The organism is Nocardiopsis sp. TNDT3 (assembly GCF_003427465.1).
In the GTDB taxonomy this organism is placed as follows: domain Bacteria; phylum Actinomycetota; class Actinomycetes; order Streptosporangiales; family Streptosporangiaceae; genus Nocardiopsis; species Nocardiopsis dassonvillei.
This window is the reverse complement of sequence record NZ_QPFC01001424.1, coordinates 1-1274: the sequence shown is the minus strand read 5'-3', so window position 1 is coordinate 1274 and position 1274 is coordinate 1. Positions and strand designations below refer to the sequence as shown.

The window sequence follows — 1274 nt, the reverse complement described above, 5'->3', positions numbered from 1 at the left end:
CACCCGCGTCACCGTCCTGGAGAAGGAGGACCGGGTCGCCGCGCACCAGACGGGCCGCAACAGCGGCGTCGTCCACGCCGGGCTCTACTACAGGCCCGGCTCCCTCAAGGCCACGCTGTGCCGGCGCGGCGTCGGCCTGCTCAGGGACTACTGCGCCGAGCACGGGCTGCCCTACCACGAGGTCGGCAAGGTCCTCGTGGCCGCCGACGCCGAGGACGAGGCGCGCCTGGACGACGTCGAACGCCGCGCGCGGGAGAACGGCGTCCCCGGCGTCACCCGGCTGGGCCCCGGGGGCCTGCGCGAGATCGAACCCCACGCGGCGGGCGTCGCCGCCCTGCACTCGCCGACCACCGCCGTCACCGACTTCGTCGCCGTCGCCGAACAGTTCGCCGACGACGTGCGCCGGTCCGGCGGCCGGATCCTGCTCAACACACCCGTCCTGGACCTGCGCCAGGAACACGACGGCGTCCGCGTCCTCACCGGCGATCCCCGGGGCGAGCGGCTCGTCCACCGCTTCGACCGCCTGGTGGTCTGCGGCGGCCTGCACAGCGACCGCCTCGCCCGCATGGCGGGCGCCCCGGAGGACCCCCGGGTGGTGCCCTTCCGCGGCCAGTACCACGAACTCGTCCCCGAGCGCCGCCACCTGGTGAACGGCCTGCTCTACCCCGTCCCCGACCCGCGGTACCCCTTCCTCGGGGTGCACCTGACCCGCCACGTCCACGGCGAGGTCATGGCCGGGCCCAACGCCGTCCTCGCCACCGCGCTGGAGGGCTACCGGGCACGCGACGTGCGCACCAGCGAACTCGCGCGGACCCTGTCCTGGCCCGGGTTCTGGCGCCTGGCCCGCCGCCACTGGACCGTGGGCGCCCGGGAGGCCCTCGTGTCCGCCTCACGGGCCGCGTTCGCCGCCCAGGCCCGGCGGCTGCTGCCCGAACTGGCCGCCGCCGACCTGCGCCCGGCCCCGTCCGGGGTGCGCGCCCAGGCACTGGCCCGGGACGGCTCCCTGCTCGACGACTTCCACGTGGACACCCACGGGCGTGTGGTGTGCGTGCGCAACGCGCCCTCGCCCGCGGCCACCTCATCCCTGGCGATCGCGGAGTTCCTCACCGACACGTTCGTCCCCTGACCGCCGGGGTAGGGGGCTCCGACGCGGGCCCCGCGCGTGTCGGCGGGGGTTGTCCACAGGTTCGAGGACACTCTGGTACGGGCCTTCGCGGCGTCCCACCATGAGAAGCGGCGGCGGTGCGGGAGGGTCCCGTGACCGCCGCCGGAGG

At 75.8% G+C, this 1274-nt stretch carries 1 protein-coding gene; it reads left to right on the top strand.

What is annotated here, in order from left to right:
• Positions 1 to 1126 (top strand): L-2-hydroxyglutarate oxidase (gene lhgO, locus DQW06_RS28490; protein ID WP_117199640.1); only part of this gene is annotated, 1126 nt, incomplete at its 5' end.
• Positions 1127 to 1274 lie beyond the last annotated feature (148 nt).